Source organism: Halapricum sp. CBA1109 (assembly GCF_009741825.1).
In the GTDB taxonomy this organism is placed as follows: Archaea; Halobacteriota; Halobacteria; order Halobacteriales; family Haloarculaceae; genus Halapricum.
In genome coordinates this window covers 1-1,272 of sequence record NZ_WPCA01000262.1, presented here as the reverse complement: position 1 = coordinate 1,272, position 1,272 = coordinate 1, and the positions used below count along the sequence as shown (strand labels likewise).

The following is a 1,272-nucleotide window of genomic DNA, read 5'->3' as shown; positions in this document are numbered from 1 at the left end:
GGTTCGCCGTCGTCGCCGACGAGGTCAAGCAACTGGCCGACCGGACGGGCGAGTCCGCGGCCGAGATAGAACAACTCATCGCGGACACCCAAGAACAGACCGGGCAGGCGGTCGAGGAGGCCCGCCGCGCCAAGACCACGATGCAGGACGGGGTGGACGCAGTCGAGGACGCGTCGAGGCGTTCGAACGCGTGGCCCAGAACGCACAGGAGGCCGACAGCGGCGTCCAGGAGATCAGCGACACCACCGACGACCAAGCCGCCAGCACCGAGGAGGCGGTGGCGATGGTCGACGAGGTGGCCGAGACGAGCAAGCGGACCGCCGAAGAGAGCGAGAGCGTCTCCGCGGCCGCCCAACAGCAAGCGGCGTCGATGTCTGACGTCAGCGACAGCGTCACCTCGCTGAACGACCGGGCAGAGAAGCTCCGGTCGTCGCTGTCGCGGTTCACTGTCGGTGGCCGGGCGAACTGACCCCCGTCGCCCCTCGCTCGGAGACACGTCGCGGAACGGTCCGGGACCGCGCCGGCGCGTCTGAACGACAATCTACGTGGACCGCAGGACAAATTTATTTTATCTAATTAAAACTCATTTCACACACGAACGCGAGAGCGGCCGAGGACGACAACTCCGTCGGAGATAAGACAAAGGTACTTGACTCCGTGGGCCACAGGAGTCGACAATGGCAGACGACGACACCGGCGTGCTCCGGAGCAAGCGCAACGCGACCCGGTATCAGATTCTCGTCGGGATCGCCGAGCGCCAACCGGCGGTCAGCCAACAGGAGATAGCCGACGACATCGGCGTGACGGCACAGGCCGTCAGCGACTACATCGGTGACCTCGTCGACCACGGCTACGTCACGAAACACGGCCGCGGGCGCTACGAGGTGACCAAGGAAGGCGTCGACTGGCTCATCTCCCAGACCGACACGCTCCGGTCGTTTCTCGACCACGTCACCGAGGACGTCATCGGGCAGGTCGACGTCGAGACGGCCATCGCGTCGACGGACATCGCGGAGGGCGAAACGGTGACGCTGACGATGCGTGAGGGAGCGCTGCACGCGATGGCCGGCGACACCGGGAGCGCGACGGCCGTCGCCGTCACCGACGCCGAGGCCGACACCGACGTCGGCGTCACGAACTTCGAGGGCGTCGTCGACTACGACCTCGGGACGGTGACGGTCGTCTCGCTCCCGCGGGTCCAGGACGGCGGCAGCGCCGTCGCGGACCCCGACCGCATCGCGGCCCTCGCCGCCGACCACGACATCGTCGCCG

The 1,272-nt window shown here is 67.2% G+C and carries 2 protein-coding genes and 1 pseudogene; all 3 read left to right on the top strand.

From position 1 onward, the window contains the following. Positions 1–32 precede the first annotated feature (32 nt). Positions 33–119: pseudogene (locus GJ629_RS18170) on the top strand (hypothetical protein); the annotation flags it as partial. A gap of 71 nt (positions 120–190) precedes the next feature. Then, positions 191–469: a hypothetical protein gene (locus GJ629_RS18165; RefSeq protein ID WP_370515945.1), complete on the top strand. Its 279-nt coding sequence runs from the start codon at positions 191–193 to the stop codon at positions 467–469. Between the two features lie 208 nt (positions 470–677). After that, a partial coding sequence (locus tag GJ629_RS15845) for a MarR family transcriptional regulator (protein ID WP_157513855.1) occupies positions 678–1,272 on the top strand: 595 nt, incomplete at its 3' end.